Here is a 20,678-nt window from a genome sequence, read left to right as displayed (position 1 = left end):
AAGATCAGCAGAAACTCTTCAGCGGCCTGCGCGCCTCGGGCATCGCCATCGACCCCGCACCAGCGCAGTGAGGACCGTGACCCTGCAACGCAGAAAGCCCGCCAGTTAGGCGGGCTTTTTGCGGATAGGAAGATTGCTTGCGGGGGGCCTGATCACACCGAGACTTTTAAAATCAAGAACCCGTCGGATCGCGTGTGCGAGAACCATTTCTGCTTTGTGGGCCAGAAGGAATCCACGGCATCTCGTAACATTTCAAGTCGCGCCGATCTTGGTTGAAGTCAGATGACGCAATCTGATGATGCTTTCGATCGGACATGTGACAGTGCGGATAGTTTGCCCTACCGCCGATCGGATGGATTGCCTAAAATGCCATAATACGCTCTATGAACCAAAACGATGCCATCGTGCCGATTACATAGGTCGCTGCAAAAAACGCACCGCGACCGACATACGGAGCCCAGTTCACCTTCCGTACCAGGCCAACCGCAAAGATCACGATCGCAATGAACATCAACTGCCCGATCTCTACGCCGACATTGAAGAACAGCAAGGCGAGCGGGATGTCCCCGGGTGGCAACGCCAGGTCTGACAGCGCACCAGCGAAGCCGAGCCCATGCAACAGACCGAAAGCAAATGCGACCATCCACGGCCGTTGCGCCGTGAGACTGGCCTGGCCCTTCTGAATACGGATCATCTCACAGGCAAGCAGGAGGATGCTGAAGGCTATCGCCGCCTCCACAGGTGGTCCGGGAACATGCACGAAACCGAGTGTGGCAAGGGTCAGCGTGATCGAATGAGCTGCTGTGAACGCTGTCACGGTCAGCAGCAGTGCCCGCCAGCTACGTGCGATGAAGATCAATGTGAGGACAAACAACAGGTGGTCATAGCCAAGCAGGATATGTTCGACGCCGTGCATGACAAACGTCTTGGCCACATCAAGGCGCGCCGGCCGGGCAGCGATCTCGACCCACGGCTGAGAGGGCCGGACCATGCTGGTCGAGACGGAGCCGTCCATCAGATGGACCCGGACCAACACATCGGTAATGGTTGCTTGAAGGCCGACGAACTCGACCCGCTTGCCCGAAAGTCCGTCTTCGGTCTCGATGACCCGCGATTCAACCAGCGAATCTGGCAGGTTGCGCTCGGCTGGCACCGTCACGTTGCGCACACTGTCCGGAAACCGCAATACGACCGGCAGGCGCATGCCGGACAGCATGGGCGTTCGCCACGTGACGGTGTAACGGCTGGGGCTCGATTGTACGATCTCGATATAGGCAGGCCTTATCTCGTGGGCAGCGGCGTTCGACATGAACGCCATAACCGCCAGGATACCGCTGAAGAGTAAGTGCCAGAGCAACAAGGGCAGCAGCATCCGGCGGCTCATTGCGCGGAGACCTCGAGCTGATCGTTGGATCCAGCAGGCATTTGCAGGCCCAGCAAATCATCCGGAACGACGGAGGGCAGGATCACCACGTAGCGGGAACGCATTTCCTGAAACGCGGTCCGCTTGACCTCGTTGTAGCGCTCGTCCATCCATGCTGTTTTGACAGCAGGGGCAACCTCCTCGAAGGCCGGAACGCGCCCGGCCTCGATCGAACCGATCCAAACCAGATGCCAGCCATAGCCGGACTGCACAGGCCCTTGCCACGATCCTGATTTCAGGTTGAACAGCGCCTTGGCAAAGTCAGGCCCGAACTCCTTTGCCATTTGGTCGGGCGTTGCGTCGCCATAATAGTTCCGGAACATGAACGGGTCGGCGATTGACGCGACTTCCGGCGAATCCGCAGGCTTACCGGATACGGCACCGATAGCGGCCGCAGCGACCTCGCGGGTAGCCTCGCCGTGTTTGTCGAACGAGAAATACAAATGGCGGAAGCTCGCATGCGGCGAGAGCACGAAGCGCTCCGAGTTCTTCGAATACCATTTCTTGAGTTCGGCATTGCTCGGCTCATCGAGCGCAGCAAGGTCCGCGGCCAGGAAGTCCATTTTTTGCGCCAGCCTTCGCTTGATAATCTGGTCGTCACGATCGAGACCAAGGGCGATGGCCTCGCGGAATAGGATCTCCTCCGTGACTTTCTCATCCATGAGAGAACGCAACTGATTCAATGTCGGTGGTGGCCGCCCTTGCGCAAGCCATGTCACTGCAAGCTGACGGACATCATCCTTCGTCAGTTCGATTTTCTTCGGGTCGACGCTTTCTTCCGGTTCGGGGCTGACGAGGCGATAGGCTCCAAACAGAACAACACCCACGATGACGAAGTGCAGGAGCGGCTCGCCGAGAAACCGCTGCCATTTCGTTTTCGGGGCGTAGTGTCCGCCACCCGAAGGCTCCGGCGCGATTGGCAGCAGTTTCATCGGACACCTATTCGTGTTGTTCGGCGACGGGCCGCAACCCCGCTTGGGCGGCAGTAAGTGGGCTGCGCTGGAGATAACTCAGGATTGCAAACTGTTCGGCGGGATCCTTGACCGCTTTCGCCCGGATGACGGCAATATAGTCCGCGGTTGCGTCCCAGGCCTCCCAATCGGCCAGTTCCATGGCCACGAAGCCTGCCATCGGATTGCGCGCCTTGATGAAGTAACGATAGGCCTCGATCACCCTTGCGCGCGGCACCGCACCTTTTGCGCCGCCATGGACACTGAGCGCGAGCAAGGCGGCCTGGATCTCAGGCAGAGTGCGCTGTCGGTCGGCGAAGTACGTTTGTTCAATCCAGTTGACGCGTGAAGCGCCGCGCAATTCCAGATCAGCAGCAAGCATGGCCGAAAGGTTGGTCGTATCCCGCGTTCTCAGGGCTTCGTCGATCTGCCGCTCGAGCTCCGTCGCGCTGTCCGGACCGCCCGCTATGCCTAGTAACAGCGTATATGCCGCACGCCGGGACGCCAGTTTCGGATCATTGGTCCAGGTCGCGATCTTCGCAGCGTCAAGCTGGGGCTTGAGAAGTCGGATCGCGCCGTAGGGAGCCCGCACGAGTTCCCCGTATGCGATCTCGGCGACGAGCGGTTCAGTGCTTTCGAGTTGCGGCGCGACGACCCCAACGCGCTCACGCCATTCCTCGTCCGTCAGGTACGACGATGTAAGCGTCAATTGCGGCCAGATTCTCTTCGGGCGCCCCTCACCGCTGCGCTTCGTCTCCGCGAGCCGTTGCAGCCATTCGGCATAGTCGGCGCGCATCGCCCCGAGGCTCATCCACTTCTCAGACACCTTATCGCGAAGAAGCAAGAGGGGTTTTTCGTCCAGCGTCGTGGGTGCCTCATCGTCGACGGTCAGACCGTCTATAGACATCACTGCCTCAGAGGCTTGGGCCGACAGGCCGGGCTGAACTATGAGGTCGCCTACAGCTCCATCCCCCTTCACAATTTCGACAATGCGGAACTGTCCCGGGCCGCTGGCCAAAGGGGCAGCCAAAACGGCCTCGTCTGCAGCGTCGAGCTTTTGTCCCGGAGTTACCACAAGCCCAGAGAAACAGATAGCACAGGCCCGGGCTTCGCCAACAAAAGCGAGCATCGACCAGCAGAGGCTGAAAAGCAGCCAGACCGATGTTTGGCTGAACATCGACTTCGTTGCCATTCGGTCAACCTCCATTGGATGTTCCGACCATGGAACCGCGCCACCGCATCAGAAAGGCGCTTTCTGTTGTGTCAACGGATCGAGAGTCTGTGGTGTCGGCACGACCTCGTAGTTCGCGTAGCCGAACTCGTTGCTACGCGCGGCGTAATATTTATCGCCGAGCTTGTAGACGGTCGCCTCGTACGGCGCATTACCCAAGGTGGTCACGATGACCCCGTCTTTAATGGCGTAAGCTGTGCCGGATCCCGTCAGGCCACCATGCAACACATCACCTATCTCGCTAGGCTTCGGTATTGCTCCGTTGACGTTGGCGACGAGCCGTTGGCCGGAGGCGGTCCATGTGATGTTGAAGACTTCGCCGGTCACGTTGTTCCGAACCCAGCTCGACTTGCCGACGACAAGGTCGGTGAGTGCCGCGTCATCCAGCGCCGAAGCCCCCCGCTGCTTCAGATCGGCAACCGTGACGCCTTTTTTTGCGGCGGCCCTTAGTTCCTGGGTGGGCGTGTACCAGATCGGAGAACTCCACGCCCGCTCCTGGATCGTCGCCGCGACGTTGTCGGGAGGCGCTATGCCAAGTTCCTTTGCCTGGATCGTGGTCCAGCGTGGCGTCGGGATCTCCAGGGTGCGCAGATAATAGAACGCGTCGAGGCTCGGGTCGAATTCAGGATCGGTCCAGGCCCCCTTCAACTCGACCGAGCCTATTGTGTTGGTGTAACTGGCTTCGGAGATGTTCACGGTGCTTCCGATCGGCGGGACGATGCCGCTGAAGGCATCAGGCGTACGGTCTCCAGCCCAGGCGACGTCGAAGACCTTCTCGAAGCTTTGTCCGTGCTTTGTCCAGCCCTTGACGATCTGGACACGGTCGAGGTTGCCGGACGTCGGGTCCTTCACTGCCCAAACTGCAAATGACGGCGCTTTGGCCTCTCCGAGCGGCGGCAGGTCTCCGCCCATCGGGACGCCGCTTGCGTAGGCCGCCTTAATCCAATCCGGCTTGCCGACGTCAACCACGTTGGGACTGCCAAAGAACCGGACCTTGATATGCGGACCGCTCGTGGCGAAGGTTTCCTTCCGCTGCATGGCATCGAAAAGCGAAGCGCGGGTGTTTTCTTCGGCCCAAACTCCGGTCAGTCCAGCGGGGTTCTCAAGCCTGACATCGAGGCCTGCAAACACGTAGCCCGACATGCGCTGCTTGATCTCGCCATCATTGCGCGCATGGCCACCGTAGAAATTATCCTGACGATAGGGCACGCCTGTGTTGTGAGAGTCCGATCCGCCCACAAAGCCTGTCTTGTAGGGATTGTAGCCCCGCGCCTCCATCATCGAGAGGCCGTCCTTGAGAGCCTGGCGTATGTAGCTTCCGGAGATCGTCGGGAAGCGGCCTGCGGGATCACCGAGCAGATAGGTCAGAATCTCGAAATTGGCAAACTCGTCGTTTGGTGAAAGCGTCGGATGGGTTTCCGACGCTCCCTTGATCTGCTTGATCTCGCTCAGTCGTTCATTGCGGTCACGCGATGCTGCCCAGGCAGCATCGATGGGACGGCCTTTCTCATCGATGTCCGTCGGAAACATATGACCGTCGGAGAGATTGGCATTGTGAGAAATCGCCAGAAGCTCGTTGCCTGCCTTGCGCTGGCCATCCATCCAATTCCAAAGGTCCGACGGATCGCTTGAATCAATCGAGCTATAAGGTACCTCCGGAACCTTGGCGCAGTCGCGGAAGAAGACATTGCGGTGCATATTGCGGTTGTTCGGCGTCGAGGTCCACTCGTAGGAACAGAAGGCCGTGAATTTGCCAGGTTCGTTCGCCTGATCGGCGATATCGACGTTCTGCTTCCAGACGGAGCCGGCGACCTGAGGGGATATCAGTTCCTCGATCGGCTTCTTATCGACAATCGTACCTCCTAGCCAGAGGTAGATGCGCGTAATATCCGCCGGATCCTTCACGATCAGCTTCTGCGCGATCGGAAGCTTGCTGATCGCGGAACCGGCCGTGTTCGCAAGCGCGACGGTCCCGACATATTCGGAATGGTCGGTGACGCCCATCCAGTCGAGCGGCGTATCGATCTTGATGTCGTAGCCAAGCGGATGCTTTATGGTCTCTCCCTTGGCATACCTGTATGCATCTGCCGGCGTGCTCTTGGTGTTTCCGAAGATGTAGGCGTCGAACGACCAACCGGTGTGGACGTGCGTTTCGCCGAAATAGGCCTGTCTCTCCTGAGCGGCAGCGGAGGTCGCAGCGCAGGCCAGGATGGTAGAGGCGAACAAGTAGGCTTTCCCCGTAGACATGCGCATCGTCCTCATCTCCGTCTGATTAAGGTGATTACTTCACGAGGCCAAGTTTGATCAGTTGCCTCCTGCGGTTGTCGGCTGCCGCGGGATGGCTGGGATCGACGGGGCGCTTCTTGGAAGAGGAACGTAAGGAGCATTGCGCCACCGAATGCAAAAGCCTAATTGACCCACGAAAATCCAATCCCGAGCAGAAATTCAGCTATCCATGCATCGTGTCGTGATGGCGAGACTTCATAGGCGCATGTATCGACGGCGTCGCCCCGCCGGCGACATCCGTAATTGGTCGATGATCGCCAAAAGCGAACGACAATCAACGTATGTTACGGTAACAAACGTCGGCAACTACGCCCCCGTGTGCGCACTTAATCGGCTGAGCGCATTCCGCAACGGTTCCTCGGAAACTTGGATGACCCCGAGGTAGGGATGAGCCATGTCGATGATTAGGAATACCGCACCTCCTACAGACAGCGCGCAGACGATCAGCATGCCGACAACGGTGCTGTTGACCGGCGAGAGCAGACCGAATGTGAAGAACAGCAGTGCGAGCCAGAACGCCAGAATGACCAGGAAGGCAATAGGCAGGCTCTCGCCGTCACTCTCGACCACAAGCCAGTGGGCCTCGGCAATGTCCCCGCTGACTTCTATGGCGCGGGCTTGCAGCAAATGTTGGGCGTCAGTGCCGGGTTTCAATGATCTCAATTGGGCCTGGATAGGCTCAATGCTGATCTCATCGCGGCTCTGTTGGCCCGCGCCATCAGCGGCGGCAGGCCAGTCGAATTGCAACCGCGATTCCACGAGTTGTGAAAGCAGTCGCCTAGCCTCCGCCGTTTCCGGGCCGTAGTGAATCATGACACGGTCGAGGAGAAGCACTCTCGCCGTCGATGTCCGAAGCTCGGTTTCAGCATCGTCGAAAGTCGTCTTTGCAGAAGCTATCAGGAACCCAAGCGCCAATGCCGAAAGCGTGCCGACGACAGCCGTCGCGAGTTTGATTACATCCCGAGAGTCAACGCTGAGATGATGCTGCGGCAGCCGGAACCGCATGAGCATTCCGAACCCGGCCGCCGCACCGAGACAAACGAAGACCATTCCGCCAATTGCCAGTGCGCTCATACAGTTGGTCCACAGCTATTTATGACGCAATCCCGATATTGCGACCTAGCCGTCACATGACAAGGTGGTCAGGGCACGGAAAACGACAGCGTATTTAACAGTAACATACAGTAGACCGACGATGGACAGCCAATCGATCTATTAAATTCTGCCATCAGATCGTTGGAAACAATGCCGCATCATCCGAGCGGACTTGATCGTTGCTTCAAGCTCGTTCGTCAATGCCTCAAACAGCTCGACATACTGGGCGCAACGCGACGGGGTCGTCGGATTTTTGCGAGCATTCAGCCTCGCCCTTGGCCTCCGCAAAATCGCGGATGGAACATCCGGTCGAATTCGAGTTCGAAGCAAACCGCGCCTTGATCGCGTGGCTAGAACTTTATCGCGAGCCCGAGGATCGGGCCTTGCTGGACAGCGTCGAAAACGAAGCCATCATCGCTATAATCAACTCCGAGCGCTCGATATCCGGCAATGGCTGAAATCCAGTTGTTGAAATCGTAGCCGACGCCCAAGGCGACGTCCCAGTCGATGTCGGCTCCGCCGCCGCCGACCAGTCCCCATCCGGTCAGATAGACCTCCGGCGTGAAGAAATATTTCCCGCGAAAGCCGGCCATACCATCGGCCCATGTGGCCCTGTCGCTGACATCCCGGCCGTTGAGCAGGCCGCCATTAAACGAAAGTTCCGTGTCAACCGACCAGAGCCTAATACCGCCGACGATATCGAGATTCCCCGACGGGCCCTCGAGGAGCGAATAGCCGGCGCCAAGAAGCCCGGCAAACGTCTTCGCGGTGACATCGACATCATTCGCCAATACGCCAAACGGCGTTTCGCCATTGGCAGACAGCTTCGTGTAGATGACATCGCCGATGACGCTGAAACGGTCGTATCGGGCTTCGCCCGCCGCCATGAGCGCGAAATCGAGATTGTCCAGGATGTCGCCGAAATCGGCATCGATGTGCACTGTGGGAAGCCCGAACTGCGCCGTATCGCCCGATAGCCCGGCCATCCAGAAATACGGAGCGATTGAGAACGTCCAGCCATCCGCGGCTTCGGCGGGCTTTGGATCCTGCGTCAGGAGAGGCGATACATCGGCCGCCTGTACCCCCGTGGACGCCAATGCTGCCAGGGTCAGCGAGAACCCAAGCTTCAGGTATGTCTGCGCCATCGTCATCAACTTCTCCTTCATCTGGGGCCTGGCCCTCCGCCCATCATCACTGCGTCACGGCACACGCTCGTCCCTGCGATGCCGCTCCGCTCGAACTGCACTTCGGTGCCGCCCTTTGCTGCCCGCTCGTCTGCCCGGTCATGCTAGCCAAGTGATCAGCGTAGTGGGCTCGGGTATCCGGATCCACTGCCGCAACCGGGGCCGCGAGAATGAGACCTGCCGCACTGCCAGCAGCTGCAGCCACTCCAGTCGTTCCGGCAATAAGCTGGTCCCCGACACCCATCCTGCTGTCGGTCAGTGTCTGGCCTTCGGAAATGCGCGTGCCGATGAGCTGGACGATCTCTGGCGATTCCGCGAACTTGCTATGGTGGAGACTGTCGCCGGCTTTCACCTTGGTGAGGTCGATCACGGCGATCTTGTTGGCTTCGAGTTCCTCCTTGTAGGGAGCCTGCTCCGGATCGATCGATCCAAGCCGGGGGATGTCGCCCCAGATCCTGCGCGAGAAGGCAAGCGCGCGATCATCGCGCGACACGAACAATGTAAAGCGGGGATGCTGCTTGCCCATGTCCGCAATCTCCGAGCGGAACACGTCCACGTCGACGTCCGGAGCGGCAAGCATCACGTTCTTGAATTTTGGTGGCAGCCCGCCGTTGCGTATCGCCATTTGGCGCAAGCCTTCGAGGGCCAGCCAGTTGCCCATCGAATGCGCAAGGATGGAGACTTCCTCTATCTCTTTATCGTTCGCCAGATACTGAAACAGTTTTTCCAGGGCGTTGCGCGTATAGTTGGTGCTTTCGCGATCGTATCCATAGGCGAGCAGGCTGCCCCGCGATGGCCATGTCACTAGGATGGGCGCGCTGTGGACGCCTGAATCGTGGACGATCTGCGCAAATCGGTAGACGGAGTCCTCGAACCGGTTGTTGAACCCATGGATGAACACGAACGCGCTGTGATCGGGGCTTTTGCGGACGGCGGCGTTAAGCCAGGTCTTTGCCTGCTCTATACTAATCTCGTCTGCCTTCAGGGTTGCGAAATCAGTCGCCGGGTTTGACGGAAGCCGTTTCGGCCACGCGACGTCGCCGACCTTGCGCACGCCTGCAGGTGGTATTGAAACGGTGATGTCGGCAAAGGCTGGAGCAAGGGCTCTTTCGCCCGTGAACATCTCGCCGCGATTGGTGGAGAGCGCCCGCGTCGTCGCAATCAGCATGTTCACGCGGCTGGAGCCGGGCGAGGAGTCCGCAACAGGCACCAGCACATCCTTTGGATGTCCGCCGCATCCGGAAGACAAAACGAGCGTGGCGCAAAGAATGACCCGCCGGCACCGTTGAAAAAACGAAGTCGAACGGTATTTATAGACGCCCTGCGGAATGCTCACTGCACTTCCCCTCGCGATCCCCGAAGCACATCTAAACCGTTCTGCTCGATTTTTGCAAATGTCCGATCAAATTGTTACAACAGCGACCGATATTCACAGCATCCGAAGCCTAAGTATGAGATAACAACTTCGGTATTGTTCTTTGGGAAAGCGCGACGGCAGCAGCATTTCGTCTGGGAATTCAGAACGTCCCCGATGAATAAGCGGAACGAACATCGCCAATCGGCGAGAGCATCTAAAAACTCGCGCAAGCCGGCGGCGCCAGATCTGAACGCGCCAGCCGCTAGTCGGCGCACCGGTTTCCACGAGGCTTGCGGAGCACCTCAATTCTGTGAGCCGAGTACCTCAAACCGAGGACATCCGGGGACGCAGGTCAAAGCAGATCGTCGCAATAATAGAACTTCGCCCCACTCCTCCCCGACAGGATTTCCCGCCGGGAAGTCCACGCGAAGATCACGTAAACTGGAAATCCCCTGACTGAAGGCTTGATACGAGCACGTTCTGCAGCGTGATGGTATTGTTCGCATCGGCTGTAATGAGCGTATCACTGCCAGACTGGTTGGATGCGGCGAGAAGCGACGCCCAATCGGCAAAGACGATGTGATCTATCTTGATTGTGTCATGCGCCGTGCCGGTTGCCAGGAAGTTTGTGATCGTATCGTGGCCCCAGTTCGGCAAATAAACGAAGAAGTCGGCCGCCGCTCCACCAGTGAGAATATCGTTGCCTGCACCACCCGTTAGCGTGTTCGAGCCCTTACCGCCGACGATAAGGTTGTCAAGCGCATTGCCGGTCCCGCTGAAGGCTGCTGTTCCGGTCGAAACCAGGTTTTCGATGTTGGTGCCCAGCATATAACTGGCGAGCGCCGTCTTGACGGTATCGATGCCGCCATCAGCGCCTTCAGCGACGGTATCGCCTGCATTATCGACGATGTAGGTATCGTTCCCCAAGCCGCCAATCATGAGATCTGCCCCTGCCCCACCGTTCAGCGCGTCATTGCCGGCCCCGCCGGTGATCGTGTTGGCGAGTGCATTGCCGGTGCCCGAGAAGTTGCCGGCACCGATGTAGGCAAGGTTCTCGACATTGGCCAGTGCGGCTATCGAATAGGTCGCAAGCGAGGTACGGATTTCGTCAATGCCCGCATTGGCCGCTTCGGTGACAACGTCGGCGGTGTTATCAACGATGTAGATGTCGTTGCCAGCGCCGCCGATCAACGTGTCGGCGCCGGCGCCACCATCCAGCGTATCGTTGCCGGCACCGCCGGTGATGACGTTGACCAGGGCATTCCCGGTTCCCACAAAATCGCCGGAGCCGGTAAAGGTCAACTTCTCGACATTGGCGATACTGGTCAACGCATAAGTCGAAAGCGCCGTCTTGATCAGATCGGTGCCTGCATTGGCGGCTTCGGTAATGATATCGGCTAGATCATCGACAATGTATGTGTCGTTCGCACGGCCACCCCGCAGCGTATCCGCCCCAGCACCGCCATCAAGCGTATTCGCAGCCAGGAGAGAGCCCGCGATGATGTTGTTCAATGCATTGCCCGTACCGGTAAACGCGGCAGTTCCAGTGTAGGTCAGGTTTTCGATATTCGCCTTGGATGCAAGAGAGTAGGCGGCCAGTGCCGTCTTGACGGTATCGGTGCCCTCGTCGGCATTTTCTGTCAGGACGTCGGCGGCGTTGTCGACGATGTAGGTATCGTCGCCCGTGCCGCCGATCAGGATGTCGGCGCCAGCCTTGCCGTCCAGCGTATCGTCACCGTCGCTACCCGATAGCGTATCGGCAGCGGCACCACCGGCGATCGTATTGTTCAGGGCGTTTCCAGTGCCTGCAAATGCCACCTTGCCGGTGTAGGTCAGGTTCTCGGTATTGGCGGCAAGCGTATAGCTTGCCAACGCCGTCCGAACCGTGTCGGTGCCCTCCCCGTCATTCTCGACAATCACGTCGGAAGCGCTATCGGCGACATAGATGTCGTTGCCGGTCCCGCCGATCAGCGTGTCGGCTCCCGCCCCACCGTTCAGCGTGTCGTCGCCATTGCCGCCGGTGATCGTGTTGGCGAGCGCATTGCCGGTGCCTGTAAAATTGCCGGTTCCGGTATAAATGAGATTCTCGACATTGGCGGCAAGCGTCAGCGCCGCAAGCCCGGTATTCACTGTGTCGTTACCTTCGCCAACCACTTCCGTCACCACGTCGGTGGCGGTGTCGACGATGTAAATGTCGTCGCCCGTGCCGCCGAGCATGGTATCACCGCCAGCCCCGCCATCCAGCGTGTCGTTGCCGGCAGCACCGGTGAGCCTGTCGGCCGCAACACCTCCCTTGATCACGTTGTCAAGCGCATTGCCGATGCCGATAAAGGCGGTCGCACGCGTCGAGATCAGCTTCTCGACATCGACCCCCAGCGTATAGGCGGCCAGATTCGTCTGCACCGTGTCGATGCCCTCGTCGGCATTCTCGATGACAATATCGCCGGTACTGATGATATAAGTGTCGTCGCCCGCCCCGCCCTTCAGCGTGTCGGCTCCCGCCCCGCCAGTCATGACGTTGTTCAGCGCATTGCCGGTGCCGGAAAAGGCCGCAGTGCCGGTGTTGGTGAGGTTTTCGACATTGGCGCCGAGTGTCCAGCTCGCGAGGTTTGTCCGCACCGCGTCGATACCTTCGTCGGCGTACTCGGTGACCGTGTCCCCGGCATTGTCAACGACATAGATATCGTTGCCGGCGCCGCCGGAAAGCGCATCTGCTCCGGCCCCGCCATTCAGCGTATCGTTACCAGCGCCACCAGAAAGCGCATCACCGCCAGCCCCGCCGGTGATTGCGTTGTCGAGAGTGTTGCCGGCGCCGGTGAAACCGCCGCCTCCGGTGTAGGTCAAGTTCTCTACATTGGCGATCGCCGCCAGCGAATAGCTCGCAAGATCGGTCCTGATGACGTCAGTACCGCCGCCGGACGCCTCGACCACCACATCGTCCAGAGTATCGACGATATACGTATCATTGCCGGCGCCGCCGATCAGCGTATCGGCACCCGCCCCGCCGTCAAGCGTATCAGCCCCCACTCCAGCGACAACGACGTTCGCCGCGGCATTGCCGTTGCCGATAAACGCCACCGTGCCCGTGTAGGTCAGGTTCTCGACATTCGTGCCGAGTGTATAGCTCGCAAGCGCCGTCTGGATCATATCCGTCCCCTCGTTCAGGCCCTCGATCACAATGTCGGTCGCAACATCGACCACATAGGTGTCATCGCCCAACCCTCCCGACATTGCGTCGGAACCTGCTCCGCCAATCAGGGTGTCATCGCCAATATCGCCACTCAGCTTGTCCGCGGCCGCACCGCCCGTCAGAACGTTATCGAGCCCGTTTCCGATACCCGTGAATGCTGCCTTGCCCGTATAGATGAGGTTTTCCACATCGCCGATGACAGCCAGCATATAACTGGCGAGCGCCGTCTTGACGGTATCGATGCCGCCATCAGCGCCTTCAGCGACGGTATCGCCTGCATTATCGACGATGTAGGTATCGTTCCCCAAGCCGCCAATCATGAGATCTGCCCCTGCCCCACCGTTCAGCGCGTCATTGCCGGCCCCGCCGGTGATCGTGTTGGCGAGTGCATTGCCGGTGCCCGAGAAGTTGCCGGCACCGATGTAGGCAAGGTTCTCGACATTGGCCAGTGCGGCTATCGAATAGGTCGCAAGCGAGGTACGGATTTCGTCAATGCCCGCATTGGCCGCTTCGGTGACAACGTCGGCGGTGTTATCAACGATGTAGATGTCGTTGCCAGCGCCGCCGATCAACGTGTCGGCGCCGGCGCCACCATCCAGCGTATCGTTGCCGGCACCGCCGGTGATGACGTTGACCAGGGCATTCCCGGTTCCCACAAAATCGCCGGAGCCGGTAAAGGTCAACTTCTCGACATTGGCGATACTGGTCAACGCATAAGTCGAAAGCGCCGTCTTGATCAGATCGGTGCCTGCATTGGCGGCTTCGGTAATGATATCGGCTAGATCATCGACAATGTATGTGTCGTTCGCACGGCCACCCCGCAGCGTATCCGCCCCAGCACCGCCATCAAGCGTATTCGCAGCCAGGAGAGAGCCCGCGATGATGTTGTTCAATGCATTGCCCGTACCGGTAAACGCGGCAGTTCCAGTGTAGGTCAGGTTTTCGATATTCGCCTTGGATGCAAGAGAGTAGGCGGCCAGTGCCGTCTTGACGGTATCGGTGCCCTCGTCGGCATTTTCTGTCAGGACGTCGGCGGCGTTGTCGACGATGTAGGTATCGTCGCCCGTGCCGCCGATCAGGATGTCGGCGCCAGCCTTGCCGTCCAGCGTATCGTCACCGTCGCTACCCGATAGCGTATCGGCAGCGGCACCACCGGCGATCGTATTGTTCAGGGCGTTTCCAGTGCCTGCAAATGCCACCTTGCCGGTGTAGGTCAGGTTCTCGGTATTGGCGGCAAGCGTATAGCTTGCCAACGCCGTCCGAACCGTGTCGGTGCCCTCCCCGTCATTCTCGACAATCACGTCGGAAGCGCTATCGGCGACATAGATGTCGTTGCCGGTCCCGCCGATCAGCGTGTCGGCTCCCGCCCCACCGTTCAGCGTGTCGTCGCCATTGCCGCCGGTGATCGTGTTGGCGAGCGCATTGCCGGTGCCTGTAAAATTGCCGGTTCCGGTATAAATGAGATTCTCGACATTGGCGGCAAGCGTCAGCGCCGCAAGCCCGGTATTCACTGTGTCGTTACCTTCGCCAACCACTTCCGTCACCACGTCGGTGGCGGTGTCGACGATGTAAATGTCGTCGCCCGTGCCGCCGAGCATGGTATCACCGCCAGCCCCGCCATCCAGCGTGTCGTTGCCGGCAGCACCGGTGACGACATTCGCCAGGGCATTCCCGGTCCCCGCAAAATCGCCGATTCCAGTGAAGGTCAACTTCTCGACATTGGCGATGCTGGTCAACGCATAAACGGAAAGCGCCGTCTTGATCAGATCACTGCCTTGATTGGCGGCTTCGCTAACGATATCGGCCAAATCATCAACGATGTAGGTGTCGTTACCAACACCTCCAATCAACGTATCGGTGCCGGCGCCACCGTCCAGGATGTCGGCTCCCCCGCTGCCCTTCATCGTATTGGCGAGGTCGTTGCCCGTCCCGCTGAATGCGGCAGTTCCTGTGTAGGTCAGGTTTTCGATATTCGCCTTGGACGCTAGAGAGTAGGCGACAAGTCCCGTTTTGACTGTATCGATACCTTCGCCGCCGTTTTCGATCAGGACGTCGGCAGCGTTGTCGACAATGTAGGTGTCGTCGCCACTGCCGCCGATCAGCGTATCGGCACTAGCCACCCCGTTCAGTGTGTCATTGCCGGAGCCGCCGGTTATCGTGTTGGCGAGCGCATTACCAGTTCCTGTAAAGTTGCCGGTGCCGATATAGACAAGGTTCTCGACGTTGGTGCCGACGGTATAACTCGCAAGTGCCGTCTGGACTGTGTCCGTTCCCCCATTCGGGTTCTCGATCACAACGTCGGTCGCAACATCGACCACATAGATGTCGTCGCCGACTCCGCCCGACATCGTGTCGGAACCAGCGCCCCCGATCAACATGTCGGCGCCGGCGCCACCGTCAAGCGAATCATTTCCAGCATTACCCCAAAGGGTATTGTTCACCTCGTTGCCGATAATCGTGTCATTGCCTGAGCCTGCCTGAACATTTTCGATCAGTGACGCAAGATTGTTGTGATAAAGAAGCGCGTTGAAAATGTTACCGCGAGCAAAGCCATTATTAGGGCCACCTCCCAAATAGGCCAACTGGCCTTGGGAAAAGACTGAGAAGCCTCCGGGTCGCAGGTCAATTTTAAGGCGGGTGGTATAAGCGCTCAGATCATAGGTGTCGACACCGCCGCCGTCCCAGATTGTTGCAAAGATCCTGTTGTCATCGGGCGTGATGGCCGCTACCCCGTTGACATAGGTCGTCCCTTCATTCGGATTCCACCTGTAGGTGGTATTGTCACTGTTGATCGTGTAGTCCGCACCATAGATTTCCTGCAGGGCGGCGATGTCGAGCATCATGAAGGATTGTGGCGCACCATTCTGCTCGTATTCGTAACCCCTCGCATCGTCTCCGATATATGTGCGGTAGGTCATGATCGTATATTCGATAGAATCGTAGGCGCTGGGCACGATCGCTGGATTGCCATCCGGTTCATGACCATGTTTCAAACCGAGAGCGTGACCCAGTTCATGCGCCAGCGTGTGTCCCGCATAGTTGCCGAAATTCGGAAAGCGATAATCATTTTCTGTGCCAGCATATTCCGTCCCGAACCAGATATCGCCGCCGCTGCTGTCCCTGCTTGGATAATAGGCCCCTGCCGTCGGAAGAGTGGGATCCGACGACTGAGCGAATCGCACCGATGCGGTGTCCACGTCCCCGGCCGCAAAGTTGGCGTTAGTGAATCCCTCTACGGAGAAACCGTCATTTGCCGTGTTTCCGTAGGATTGTTCCATAAGGAACAAGGCAGCGGACTGCTGTTGTGAGGAAATCGGAGAGAAACTGTAATCTTTCTCGCCGTTATAGGAGTACGATGTCGAGATGGTGGGAAACGCATAGGTTATCGTTCCGTCCCAGGCATAGCCGCTGATAACCCCGTCAATTTTCTGGTCTCCCGTCAAGCTCACGTTCCTGGTGGAACTACTAATGCCTGTCATCAAACCCCCGTTTGCTTATTCCACTCTGCCGTGCGTTATGTCGATTCCCTCCGCTCCATGAGAGCGGCCCTGCCATTCATTCGAGAACCAGTGTGGACCGCCAAGGTTGAATGCCGTCGCGCGATGGCGACTACCTCTCCCTCATCGCCTCCGCTGCGACTTCAACCAAGGGCGAAAACACGTACTCCAGTATTCTGCGTTCGCCCGTTCGAACCTCCGCAATCGCCGCCATGCCCGCGCTGAGCTTTACCTCACGGCCATCTGCTGAGATGTGATCAGTCTCCAAACTCAACGTGACCGGAAACACAAGGTTCTGCATTCTTTCGGCGCCACCGAACGTGGTCTCAACCTGTCTTGTTGCGGCATCGCCTTCGCGGCGTGCGGCGTCGGGTTCCGGGATCGCATCCGCCGCAATTTTCGTGACACGGGCTGGGATCGTTCCGTAGCGCGTAAAGGGAAAGGCTTCGAGCTTGACGACAGCGTCCTGGCCAACCTTGATGAAGCCGATATCCTTGTTCAAAGCGTAAACTTCAAGCTCCAACATACTGCCGTCGGGCACAACACGCATGACCTCCTGGCCGACCGTCACCACCTGACTTACGCTCGTAATCGAGGATGCCTGCACCGTGCCGTCTATAGGACTGCGCAAGGACATCTGCTCGCGAGAATTTTTTGCCTTCGCCAGCCGTTGCTCCAACTCTTCGACCCGACGTTCCGCATCACCGAGCCGTCCAAGTTGATCGCTTAGGAACACTCGCGTTACCTTGTCCTTCTCTCGCGCGAAAACCTCGATGCCGGCCCCCGCGTCTGCAAGCTGGCCCTCCTGCATGGCAAGCTGCGTCGCCTGCTCTTTCAGGGTCTGCATTGCATCAATCACGCTCGCCATCGTGCCGGCCTCTTTCGAAGCAAGTGCGTTGCGCATCGTCACACGCAATCTTAGCGTGTCGACCAGGGAGTTCTGAGCCGCAACTGTCACTATGAGACGATCGCGCTCCACTTCCTTCTGATGCCTCTGAGCATCAAGCGAGGCAACCGCCGCTTGGTGCTGCTCGAAATCACCCAAGAGGATGCCCTCTTCACGGCGTCGCAGTTCATCGGGCACGCCTGCATCCCAAGAGATCATCGGGAACGGCTGGTCCTTCTCCTGTGAACGAACATATTCAACGACAGTTTTCCGACGCAGGACCTCGGCCCGCACAGACGCCAGGCCTTTTGCGGCATCCGTCTCATCGGCAATGGCATCCGTTGGATCAAGTTCAAGGAGAATATCATCTCTCTTAACATGTGCACCATTTGGGGGCGGAAGCGCCTTCACCTTGCCGGTCAGCAACGGCTGTACGACCTTGACGCGGCCGGTCGGTTGGATCTTGCCCTGTGCGGCGGCGATGATGTCGATATGGCCAACATAGGACCAGATCAACGCCGTTGTGGCGAAGGCGCAAATGATCAAGATCAGCGCCACATGAACGGGCGAAGGCGGCGTTTCCAGAACTTCAAGTGCTGGCGCCAGAAACTCGTGATCGGATCGTTTTGCCGGCGGCGGACGGCCGGCATATCGAACAGCTTGGGCAGTTGCATCTTTCATGCGGCGCCCCTCGCATTCTGCAGGGCCCAAAGCCGCGCATAGAGCCCGTCTGGGCGCTTGAGCAGTTCGTCATGGCTGCCGACCTCCGCGATCCGCCCGTCCGCCATGCCGATGATCCTGCTGCACGGCCTGACGGCGGCAAGCCGGTGCGCAATGATGATGACCGTCCTGCCCTCAGTGATCTGATGCATGTTCGTCTGGATGACGCGTTCGCTCTCGTAATCGAGTGCGCTGGTCGCCTCGTCGAAGATCAGGATCGGCGGATTCGTCGCAAGCGCACGGGCAATGGCGATCCTTTGCCTCTGGCCGCCGGACAGGTTGGCCCCGCGTTCCTCGATCATCGAGTCATAGCCTTGGGGTAGCCGCGTGATGAATTCGTCCGCCCCCGCAAGCTTGGCGACGGCGATCACCTGGGCGCGCTGCATTGCCGGGTTGGAGAAGGCGATATTGTCGTGGATCGTGCGATTGAAGAGAAGGTTGTCCTGCAGGACGACACCGATATGGCTGCGCAACCAGGCGGGATCGAGCTGGGAAAGATCCGCCCCGTCAAGCAGGACCTGCCCTTCTTCCGGGAGATAGAGCCGCTGCACCAGCTTGGTCAACGTCGATTTGCCAGAACCGGATGCACCGACGATGCCCATCACCTCGCCGGGATGAATGTCGAGAGAAATGTTCTTTAAAACCTCAGGCGTTCCTGGCCGATAGCGGAAGGTCACGTTTCGGAACTGGATCAACCCCATCGGCGGAGGTAACGCCACGCGAGCGCTCGGCTGGCGCTCCATTGGCGTGTTCAGGATATCACCGAGGCGATCGACGGAGATCTGCACCTGCTGGAAATCTTGCCAAAGCTGCGACAGCCTCAGAACCGGCTGGGTCACCTGTCCCGCGATCATGTTGAAGGCTACTAGTGAGCCGACCGACAGCTCGCCATCCATAACGGCCTTGGCTCCGAAGAGGAAAAGCGCAGCCGTGGAAAGCTTGCTGACATACTGGATAAGGTTTTGTCCGCCAGCACTCAGTAGCGTCGTGTCGAAAGCCGTCCTGACATAGGCGGCGAGCTTCTCTTCCCACTGCGCCTGCATGACCGGCTCGACGGCTGCGGACTTCACCGTATGGACGCCGACGATCGCCTCGACGAGGAACTGCTGGCTGGCGGCACCCCGGTTGAACTTCTCCTTGACGAATTCCCGCAGTGGCGGCCGGACTAGGAGGCCGATCAGGATGTAGATCGGGATGGCGGCAATGACGATCAGCGTCAGACTCCAGGAATAAGCGAAAAGAACAGCGATAAAGACAAAAGTGAAAATGAGATCAAGTGCCGAGAATAGTCCCTGCCCGGTCAGAAAAGCGCGGATGGTCTCAAGTTCGCGCACGCGAGCGACTGTCTGACCGGCCGAGCGGGTCTCGAAGTAACCGAGAGGCAGCCGCAGAAGATGATGAAACAGCCGTTGCCCAAGTTCGACGTCGATCCGGTTGGTTGTGTGCGCCAGGGCATAGGTTCGGAGATATTGCAGGACCACGTCGAAGAGACCGATGATTGCAATGCCAGCGACAAGTACGAATAGCGTTGAGTAGCCTTTGTGCGTCAGGACTTTGTCGACTACGACCTGAAAAAACAAAGGTGTGACCAGGGCGAAAATCTGCACGAACAGCGAAGCAATCAGCACATGAGCGAGTGGTTTGCGATATCGCCAAATAGACGGTAGAAACCACTTGAAGCCGAACTCCCGTGGATCGGACCCCTCGCCGCCGAGCCGCCGGCCGACGAGGATCACGCATGACCCGATTTCAGCGAGGATTTCCGAGGGTGTGATCTCGCGATCAACGCGTGTCACGGGATCTACGAGCCTATATTTTCCGGAGGGATTGAGCCCACCCAGCACCTGAAACGCACCACCCTGCAGTTTGACGATGGCAGGCACCGGCATCGTGCGGAGCCGATGTTCTGTTACGCGATCAACGACACGCGCCTTGAGGCCGATGACCTTTGCCGCGCGCTGAATATCGATCGGTTGCGCTGCTCGCCCTTTCAGCGCCAGATCGTGTTGGAGTTGGCTCGGGTCTGCAGCAATTCGATAGAATGCAGCAATACCGCAGAGCGCACGAAGACCGGAGTCGTGATGCTGCGGAACGACGCCATCCATGTCGAGAAATGTTTCCTCTCACCCCGCGCTTTGCGTGTACAAAGCACCCTTCCCCAACAACCGTTCTTGCCGGTTTTGCGCCTGCAGAATGTAGGCGGACTTACGTCTATATCGCTATGGAAATATTGCGCTCCTGAGATTTTGGGAGGACGTGTGTCATCTTATCCACAGAGCACAACCGTAATTGTGATTTTTGTAATCAGAGGTTGCTGTTTCCACCTATTTTTACATCTTCGCGATGGAGTGCATAGCTGGCGCGCGCAGCAATGCGGCTCTCCACGCCGCTGAACTCGCAGAGAGCGCCCAGCCGATTCAGCTTCGATATGGGTGGAGCTACGAGTTTCGGTATGAAACAGCGGTTCACGTTGGAAGGAAGGTTGGGGTCTATGTCCGCCTAGGGCGCCAGTAGCGGAAATAATTTCCGTCCTTGCGCGATGGTCCCAGGTACAGAGCTTGGGCCGGATTTGGCGCTGCGGCCTTCAGGTTATGGTGAGCTTTGCGAACGACGAGCTACCATCGCCAGCGAAGATGAAGTCTTCGCGCCGGCGATAGCCGGGTCCTGCGGTATTTCGAGATTGGGAAGAATGGTTGCGGGGGGCCTGAGCCCACAGAGACTAGTAATTTTGCGTCAGTTGGCCTACGGAATCGCTTCCGTTTCCTCTCAATGTAAGAAAACATTGAAGAACCGCGCGATCCGATGCCCGTTTTGCCCAACCGTCAGGTATAAAAGTGCCCGTCGCCGTCACGTACATGT

The 20,678-nt window shown here is 58.5% G+C and carries 11 protein-coding genes; 1 reads left to right on the top strand and 10 read right to left on the bottom strand.

Annotated elements, in window-relative coordinates; all coding sequences use genetic code 11:
• The coding region (locus ACPYOI_RS18020; RefSeq protein ID WP_481419916.1) for a hypothetical protein at positions 1-276 on the top strand (276 nt) is incomplete at its 5' end.
• Between the two features lie 85 nt (positions 277-361).
• Here ACPYOI_RS18020 and ACPYOI_RS18015 read toward each other — a convergent pair.
• The 10 genes from ACPYOI_RS18015 to ACPYOI_RS17970 all read right to left on the bottom strand — a co-directional run bounded on the left by ACPYOI_RS18015 (position 362) and on the right by ACPYOI_RS17970 (position 19,924).
• Complete coding sequence (locus ACPYOI_RS18015; RefSeq protein WP_481419915.1) at positions 362-1,384, bottom strand: HupE/UreJ family protein; 1,023 nt, start codon at positions 1,382-1,384, stop codon at positions 362-364.
• On the bottom strand, positions 1,381-2,355 hold the full coding sequence (locus tag ACPYOI_RS18010) for a peptidyl-prolyl cis-trans isomerase (protein WP_481419914.1): 975 nt from the start codon (positions 2,353-2,355) through the stop codon (positions 1,381-1,383). Before ACPYOI_RS18010 ends, ACPYOI_RS18015 begins: the two co-directional genes overlap by 4 nt.
• Positions 2,356-2,362: 7 nt before the next feature.
• On the bottom strand, positions 2,363-3,280 hold the full coding sequence (locus tag ACPYOI_RS18005; RefSeq protein ID WP_481419913.1) for a hypothetical protein: 918 nt from the start codon (positions 3,278-3,280) through the stop codon (positions 2,363-2,365).
• A 333-nt stretch (positions 3,281-3,613) separates the two neighbouring features.
• Positions 3,614-5,851 (bottom strand): DUF3604 domain-containing protein, encoded by a 2,238-nt coding sequence (locus ACPYOI_RS18000; RefSeq protein WP_481419912.1) that lies wholly within the window; start codon positions 5,849-5,851, stop codon positions 3,614-3,616.
• A gap of 345 nt (positions 5,852-6,196) precedes the next feature.
• A complete protein-coding gene (locus ACPYOI_RS17995; protein WP_481423139.1) occupies positions 6,197-6,964 on the bottom strand; it encodes a bestrophin-like domain in 768 nt (255 codons plus the stop codon).
• A gap of 371 nt (positions 6,965-7,335) precedes the next feature.
• Entirely contained in the window at positions 7,336-8,136 is an 801-nt protein-coding gene (locus ACPYOI_RS17990; RefSeq protein WP_481419911.1) for a hypothetical protein, read from the bottom strand.
• A 40-nt stretch (positions 8,137-8,176) separates the two neighbouring features.
• Positions 8,177-9,505, bottom strand: a complete 1,329-nt coding sequence (locus ACPYOI_RS17985; protein ID WP_481423138.1) for an alpha/beta hydrolase — start codon at positions 9,503-9,505, stop codon at positions 8,177-8,179.
• A gap of 453 nt (positions 9,506-9,958) precedes the next feature.
• Positions 9,959-16,195, bottom strand: a complete 6,237-nt coding sequence (locus tag ACPYOI_RS17980) for a M10 family metallopeptidase C-terminal domain-containing protein (protein ID WP_481423137.1) — start codon at positions 16,193-16,195, stop codon at positions 9,959-9,961.
• A 130-nt stretch (positions 16,196-16,325) separates the two neighbouring features.
• Positions 16,326-17,780: an HlyD family type I secretion periplasmic adaptor subunit gene (locus ACPYOI_RS17975; protein WP_481419212.1), complete on the bottom strand. Its 1,455-nt coding sequence runs from the start codon at positions 17,778-17,780 to the stop codon at positions 16,326-16,328.
• Positions 17,777-19,924, bottom strand: a complete 2,148-nt coding sequence (locus tag ACPYOI_RS17970) for a type I secretion system permease/ATPase (RefSeq protein WP_481419213.1) — start codon at positions 19,922-19,924, stop codon at positions 17,777-17,779. Before ACPYOI_RS17970 ends, ACPYOI_RS17975 begins: the two co-directional genes overlap by 4 nt.
• Positions 19,925-20,678 lie beyond the last annotated feature (754 nt).

The organism is Rhizobium sp. SVR5-2C (genome assembly GCF_056755115.1).
This window is presented reverse-complemented; position numbering and strand designations above follow the sequence as displayed.